Raw genomic sequence first — 5,385 nt, 5'->3', positions numbered from 1 at the left:
TGTACCATATCCGATGTGCACGTTATGCGCGATTTGGATCTGATTGTCGATAATAACGTTATCTTCAATCACAGTGTCATCTAACGCACCGCGGTCTATTGTCGTACATGCGCCAATTTCCACACGATTACCGATTCGGACCGTACCGAGCTGAGGGATTTTGACCCACTCACCTTTTTCATTGGCATAACCAAAACCATCGGCACCAATAACAGTATTAGATTGAATCAAGCAATCACTGCCAATAGCGACACTATGGTAGATAGAAACATTCGCCCACAGTTGAGTGTTAGAGCCGATGGATGCATTCTTACCCACAAAACAGCCAGCACCGATAACCACGTTATCACTCAGCGTTACCCCTGATTCAATCGTTGCATTAGCACCGATAGAAACATTCTGACCGATCACCGCATCAGAAGCGATGGCCGCTGAAGCTGCAATACCTTGAGCAGCAGAAGGCGTTGTATCTAATGCTTGAGCCACTTTTGCAAACGCAATATAAGGATCGTCAACGACTAAAACATTACCCTTAAAATGTTCCCGCTGTGCTTCTTTCACCATCACAACCGTCGCAAGACAATCATTTAAGTGCTTGGCATACTTAACATTAGATAAGAAAGTGACGGTACCTTCAACGGCTTTGTCCATCGGAGCAACGGTAGACACAGTAGCACTTGCGTCCCCATACAGTTCTCCACCCGTTATCGTAGCCAATTCGGCAAGTGTTAGTTTCAACATATTATTTTAGTGAGTCGATGACTTTTTCAGAAATATTGTATTCAGGCTTCGCGTACTGTAGAGCCTGCGCTTCAATAATAAGGTCATAGCCTTCTTTTTCAGCCACTTTGTTAACCGCGTCTTGAATCAGTTTAAACAATTTTTGCTTCTCTTCTGCTTCACGGCGTGCTGACGCTTGCTCTAACGACTTACCTTTGATTTGGAAGTTACTTTCTAGTTGGCTAATCTCAACACGAAGTTTTTCAACTTCCTCTTGGCCCAGCAATTCACCATCACGCTGTAGCTTTTCCATTTTAGTCTTAGCTTGAGCTTGAATCGTTTGAAGTTCCGCTGCACGATCTTTGAACTCTTCTTGCATTTTTTGCAATACCACTTCTCGTTGTGGAAGTGCTTGAAAAATTTGAGCCGAATTAACATAACCTATTTTTTGTGCTGCTTCTGCTGCGTGTGCAAACATTGATGTGCTTAAAACAACAAGGCTAACACCAGCCGCTTTCATGATATTTTTCAAAGTAATTTCCTTTATTAGAAGGTTCTGCCAATAGTGAAAGTGAATACCTCTTCGTCATCACCCTCAAAACTCTTAATAGGTGATGCCAACGAGAAGACCAGAGGGCCCATCGGCGACATCCACTGTAATGCTGCGCCGTAAGACGCACGATAATTGGTTGGATCTGAGTAATCGTAATAGTAGTCACTGCCATATTCGGCACCTGAATCACGATAGTCAAACTCGGTATCCCACACGCTTGCCGCATCAATAAATAAGCTTGTTCGAATTTGGCTGCGTACTTCATCTGACGCAAACGGTGTTGGGAAAATCAATTCCAGACTGGCTAAGGCAACAGCGTTCCCCCCTACTGAGTCATCTGTCGCGGTATCTGTACCATTATTTGAGCCAGAGTAATCACGATAAACCGCTTTCGGACCGGCTGAGTTTGACCCAAAGCCACGCAGCGAAGTAAAGCCACCGGCGTAGTAGTTCTCATAGAATGGGAACAAATTGTCTTGCCCATCGGTTTGACCGTAGCCATTGCCGTACCCCAAGCGACCGCGCATCAACAAGGCGAAGTCATGCTTTTGCGTCAACGGGAAGTACTGGCGAATATCATACTGAACTTTGAAGTACTGTACGTCAGAGCCAGGTACGGTCATTTTATAAAATGCTCGTTGGTGGTTACCCGCTGTCGGGAAGTAACCACGGTTTAATTGGTTACGAGTCCAGGAAATATTAATATCGAAGTCATTGGTATTCAATGAGCCTGAATTATCAATATTACTGGCTTGTGACGCTAAGAACTGCTCAACTTGCAAGTAAGGCGATAAGTTACCGATCTTGTTGTGGGTATAGCCTACACCCAGTTCAAAAAAGTTCACCTCATTCGCCCAGCTACCCAGTGTCATACTGACCCCGTAGCTTTCATTGGTATAATCAACGATACCCGCTTCAGAAGCTTCAAATTCGTTGTAGAAGATTTTACCCCCCAGACTGACACCATCGAGCGTCCAATACGGGTCACGGTAATCTAAACTGACGTTCTTTTGATAATCGTTCATCATCGCGTTTATGCCCACACGATTACCTGAACCAATAAAGTTATCTTGCTGCAAACCGACTTGAAAGCTCACACCCGATTCAGTACCGTAGCCGACACCAAAGTTAATGCTGCCTGAGTTCGCTTCTTTCACATCATAAACAAGATCAACTTGGTCCTCACTTCCAGGAACACGCACGGTTTGTACGTTTACCGTTTCAAAGAAACCTAATCGATTTAATCGAGTCTTGCCCGTTTCGATTGATTTTGAGTTTAACCAGCTTCCTTCCATTTGACGCATTTCACGACGCATGACTTCATCGCGCGTTGAGTTGTTACCGACAAATCGAATATCACGAACATAGATACGATTACCCGCTTCGACGTCAATCACTAGCGAAACTTCGTTCGTTTCATCATTAAAATCTGGCAAGGTTCTGACTTGCGGATACGCATAACCAGCTTCACCCAGAACACGCTTAATCTCTTCTTCTAACTGGGTAACCGATGAACCGTTGTAAACCGAACCTAAATCAAACGGAATCATCTCTTCAAATTCAGATCTCTTACCAATCAGTTCGCCACGGAAGCTAACATCTTTAATCGTATAAGCATCACCTTCGTTAATACCTAAGGTAATGTATACGCCTTTTTTATCAGGAGAGATTGCCACCTGCGTTGAGTCTACTTGAAACTTCAAGTAGCCACGATCCAAATAGAACGAGCGAAGTGATTCGATATCAGCAGCCAAGACTTGCTTCTGGTATTTATCATCAGCAAGGAAGTTCCACCATGCAACGTCAACATTCAAGTTAAAACGCCCGACTAACTCTTTATCGTTAAAGACCGTGTTACCAATAAAGTTAATTTGCTTAATTTTAGCGGAAACACCTTCGGTAAAAACAAACTTCAAATCAGAACGATTTCGCGGTAAAGGCGTGACAACAGCCTGAACCGTTGCGTTATATTTACCCACGCTGTAATAGAAATCTTCAAGACCTTTCTCGATATTAGCGAGAGTTGTCCGATCAAGTGCTTCACCTTGTCGAATACCTGAAGCGTCTAAGTTTTGCTGAAGCTGCTCTTCTTTGATCGCTTTGTTACCTGAGAAAGAGATACTGGCAATCGTAGGGCGCTCTTTCACTTGAATAACGAGCACATCGTTATCACGTAAAACTTGAACATCTTCGAAATTACCCGATGCATAGAGAGATTGAATAATCTCAGCAACATTTTGGCTGTCGATCTCATCGCCAATTCGGACGGGCATCTGCAGTAACGCTGCACCAAGTGCCACACGCTGTAATCCGTCGATCTTGATATCTTGAACAACAAAGTTCTCTGCGCTATTTGCCGATACGCTTGTTGCTAACAACGTTGCAAACAGAATCTTTTTAATCGCCATATTTGTCTTAGCTATTCCTTTACTACACTACAACCTGAGCCTTGCTTACAGGCGAGAAAAATCATTAAAAATTGCGATTGCCATAAATGACAAAATAACAGCACCACCGATTCGAAAACCCATTTCTTGTACCTTTTCTGGCACTGGGCGACGAATGATTGCTTCAATAGCAAAAAACAGCAAATGACCACCGTCTAACATTGGCAATGGTACTAAATTAATAATGCCTAAATTGATACTGATGAGCGCTAAAAAGCCTAAAAAGTATACGAGCCCATAATCAGCGGTTGTACCAGCCCCTTTTGCGATAGAAATTGGGCCACTCAAATTATTTAGACCGACATCACCGACCACCAATTTCTTCAACATGGTCGCCGTTAAATTAATAACCTGACCGGTTTTCTCAATCGACTTACCGATAGATTCAAATACACCATATTGCAGTTCAAATCGATATTTTTCAGGCCATTCTGAGACTTCCGAAGCGATTCCCGCAAAACCTATCGACTTACCCTGGTGATCATCACGACGCCCGGGAGTTAATGTGATAGTACGATTTTCGTTGTCTCGTTCAATCAATAATTCAATGGGTTGTTCTGGTTTACTTTGAATGACCTCAACTAACTGCTGCCAATTGTTCAATTCAACCTGGTCTGCTGCAAGCAGTGTATCACCCACTTCAAGTCCTGCACGATCACCAGCGCTGCCCTCTGAAACATTAGCCAACGTCATGGAAACCTCTGGTCGATAGGGCATAAACCCTAATGTCCCCATAGCAGACTGCTTTTCTGGGTCAAAGTTCCACTCAGACAAATCAAGAGTCTTAATTTGTGATACGCCCACACCTTCTTCTGACGATACCGTGAACGTTAAGTTATCATCGCCAATATGAGCGATGATACCCATATTCACCGACTCCCAATCACGGGTTTTGACGCCAGAGACAGCGGTAAGTTCCATACCCGGCTTAAGGCCTGCATTCGCTGCAATAGAATAAGGTGTTACTTCACCAATAACCGGCTTAACCGCGGGAACCCCAATTAAAAAGACTGCCCAGTAGGCGAAAATCGCAAATAGGAAATTAAATATTGGTCCAGCAGCGACAATGGCTGTTCTCTGCAATAACGGCTTTTTATCGAAAGCTACATGGTATTGTTCTGGGGGAATCTCATCAACACGGCTGTCTACCATTTTGACATAGCCGCCAAGAGGGATCATTGAAAGGCTGTATTCTGTTCCATCTTTCCCTACCTTCCGCCATAGAGATTTGCCAAAGCCAATAGAAAACTTTTCGACTTTGACTCCGCAGCGGCGAGCGACCCAAAAGTGGCCAAATTCATGCACGGCAACTAGAATGCCCAGCGCAATCACAAAGGAGGCAAAATTCCACAGTATTCCTGTCATGCTGTACGCTCTCGTAATATCTGATTCGTCATTTCCCGAGCCATCTTATCTACCTCAAGCAAGCTTTCCAAGTCCAATGGCGCGGAATAAGAGTCGATTGCACAGACTTTAGACATGACGATTTCATTAACTCGAGCAATATCGGTAAACCCTAATTGTCGTTGTAAGAAAGCCTCAACCGTTACTTCATTCGCTGCATTTAGCGCGGTTGTCAGGTGCTGCCCTTCATAACAAGCATCTATCGCCAGCTTCAAACATGGGTAGCGAGAGTAATCAGGTTCTAAGATCGGAAGAGCGGTT

The 5,385-nt window shown here is 44.0% G+C and carries 4 protein-coding genes and 1 pseudogene; all 5 read right to left on the bottom strand.

Annotated elements, in window-relative coordinates:
- The coding region (lpxD, locus tag ACP45E_RS04085) for a UDP-3-O-(3-hydroxymyristoyl)glucosamine N-acyltransferase (RefSeq protein WP_069584718.1) at positions 1-741 on the bottom strand (741 nt) is incomplete at its 3' end.
- A 1-nt stretch (position 742) separates the two neighbouring features.
- On the bottom strand, positions 743-1,252 hold the full coding sequence (locus tag ACP45E_RS04080) for an OmpH family outer membrane protein (protein ID WP_017035073.1): 510 nt from the start codon (positions 1,250-1,252) through the stop codon (positions 743-745).
- Between the two features lie 14 nt (positions 1,253-1,266).
- On the bottom strand, positions 1,267-3,681 hold the full coding sequence (gene bamA / locus ACP45E_RS04075; protein ID WP_017038731.1) for an outer membrane protein assembly factor BamA: 2,415 nt from the start codon (positions 3,679-3,681) through the stop codon (positions 1,267-1,269).
- A 45-nt stretch (positions 3,682-3,726) separates the two neighbouring features.
- Positions 3,727-5,085 (bottom strand): sigma E protease regulator RseP, encoded by a 1,359-nt coding sequence (gene rseP, locus ACP45E_RS04070; protein ID WP_017038730.1) that lies wholly within the window; start codon positions 5,083-5,085, stop codon positions 3,727-3,729.
- Positions 5,082-5,385 (bottom strand): annotated as a pseudogene (locus ACP45E_RS04065) (1-deoxy-D-xylulose-5-phosphate reductoisomerase); the annotation flags it as partial. The gene rseP and the pseudogene ACP45E_RS04065, both read right to left, overlap by 4 nt.

The sequence above is a fragment of the Vibrio genomosp. F10 str. 9ZD137 genome, assembly GCF_049974785.1.
GTDB lineage: Bacteria > Pseudomonadota > Gammaproteobacteria > Enterobacterales > Vibrionaceae > Vibrio.
This window is presented reverse-complemented; position numbering and strand designations above follow the sequence as displayed.

Coding starts and splice junctions, on each gene's coding strand:
- bamA (WP_017038731.1), bottom strand. CDS start 3,681: ATGGCGATTAAAAAGATTCTGTTTGCAACGTTGTTAGCAACAAGCGTA.
- rseP (WP_017038730.1), bottom strand. CDS start 5,085: ATGACAGGAATACTGTGGAATTTTGCCTCCTTTGTGATTGCGCTGGGC.